The sequence below is a fragment of the Bacillus sp. AFS023182 genome, from assembly GCF_002560575.1.
GTDB lineage: Bacteria > Bacillota > Bacilli > Bacillales > Bacillaceae_G > Bacillus_A > Bacillus_A arachidis.
Map to the genome: position 1 here is coordinate 1 of NZ_NTRO01000132.1, position 1992 is coordinate 1992.

Below are 1992 nucleotides of genomic sequence, written 5' to 3' on the forward strand. Positions count from 1 at the left end.
TATAGTTTATTATTATCTTTTATAGATTTTATAAAAGTGGGCATATCAAATAAACCCTGACGGGTTTCAATTTTTTTACTATGCTACCTGATGAGTAGAAGTGGTATACTCATAAACAACACCCAAAACATACTAAGATTAGTAGTGTAAACCAATGCATTGGTTTACACTACTATTTTTTTATAGTAGAAGTGAAGAGTAGGTCGCTTTGATATTGGGATTTTAAATCCGTACCCAAAACAGACCTTCTTCACTTACCTTATTTGAATCAGTTTAGTATGTGGATCCTTGAGATCGTGTATAAGAAATGGGAATCGATAAGAGTAAGATGAGGACTTCAATTCTACATAAGGAGGAAAAATATGCAACATGTAATTGCGTTTGATGTTAGTATGGGAAAAAGTTATATGGTTATTTATAATGCTCAAAAACAATGTGTTTTTGAAAGTGAAATCAATCATTCTAAGCCTGATTTTGAAGAACTACGAAAACGAATAGATCAACTTATGAATGAAAATAAGAAATCACCTCACATTGTGTTCGAAGCAACTGGTGTCTATTCGAGACAACTAGAGCGTTTTATGCAAGATAACAAGTTTGAATACTTTCTGTTGAACCCTTTAGAAGCGAAATTACAATGTGACTCCTTACGGATTCATAAAACCGATAGAAGCGACGCGCATCAATTAGCTCTCACACATTTCACGGCTTCCCGGAGGGAAAAGACAGGCACAGATAACTTATTTTATCAATTAAAATCACTCTCAAGGTTCTATAATGAACTGGATGACGAATTATCTTTGATTCGTAGCCGAATGCATAAAGTCATTCAATTGACATTTCCGGAATTGGAACAGATTTTCATAACTAAGTCAGATTTATTTCTAAACTTTGTTCAATTATTCCCTCACCCAGACTTTGTTCAAAATCTTTCTAAAACGGTCATGAAGAATCAGATTCGTAAGAATACCAATAAAAACATCTCAATCCGTATAGCAGAAAAGAAGGCTATGGAAGTACTTGAGGCTGCCAGGTATTCTTATCCAGCCGTACGTCAGGATGACGTTTTATGTGAACAACTCAAATCGTACGCGAAACGCTATCAGGAGCTCCTTCATCAAAAAGAACAGTGTATCACGAAGATGGTACGATTAGCTGAAAGTCGCACAGAATATCCAATTATTCTTAGTTTTCCGGGAATAGGTCCCAATACGGCTATACGCTTGTTAGCTGAAATCGGTGATATTACTCGCTTCAAGAATAACAAACAACTTAATGCATTTGCAGGTATTGATATACGCCGTTTTCAATCAGGAAAAACTTTTTTCAAAGATAAGATCAATAAACGTGGAAATAAGCATCTGCGTAAGCTTCTTTTTCTCATTATCCAGAACATGATAAAACTACGTCGTTACGGACAGAACCACATTGTTGAGTATTATGATAAATTAAAAACGCAACCTTATAACAAATGTCATAAAGTTGCGTCAATCGCATGTGTAAATAAGTTATTGAAGCTTCTCTTCTACCTTATTACACATAATATACACTATGATTATCGGTTAACCGCCTGAAATCATAGTCTCATTCATCATACTATATTTATTCCCCCTAGTAAAAAAATGAATACATATTAGGGGTATTTAGTTTGCATTAAATTTAATATATGCGATATTCAATTGATTAAAAATCTAAAAATAATGATTGACTAATCGTAAGAAATATCAAAGACTGTCTTTTTCTCATAACGATGAGATTTTCGTCCGTTACGCTGTAGGAGGTTAAACAGACGAAGGAGAACCTTTGATAATTCTTGGGTGTTTTTGTGTAATGCTTGGTAAAAAAGTAAAAAATAATCCTTAATTATGTACATCGCTTTATATTCACTTAGCTCTTTCTGTTTCTTACGTAACAGGAGTTCTCGCATTTTAAACATAGTAGAAGAACATAATAGAATACTAATGAGTTGCCCATAAAGGTGACATTCTAATC

The 1992-nt window shown here is 33.7% G+C and carries 1 protein-coding gene and 1 pseudogene; one reads left to right on the top strand and one right to left on the bottom strand.

The window, feature by feature from the left end; all coding sequences use genetic code 11:
• The first annotated feature begins 362 nt into the window (after positions 1-362).
• A complete protein-coding gene (locus CN288_RS27575) occupies positions 363-1574 on the top strand; it encodes an IS110 family transposase (RefSeq protein ID WP_098303613.1) in 1212 nt (403 codons plus the stop codon).
• Positions 1575-1708: 134 nt separating this feature from the next.
• On the opposite strand, the pseudogene CN288_RS27580 reads toward CN288_RS27575, so the two are convergent.
• Positions 1709-1992: pseudogene (locus CN288_RS27580) on the bottom strand (IS4 family transposase); the annotation flags it as partial.

What these genes read in the sequence shown, in the direction of transcription:
- CN288_RS27575 (WP_098303613.1), top strand. Translation starts at nt 363, where the DNA reads ATGCAACATGTAATTGCGTTTGATGTTAGTATGGGAAAAAGTTATATG.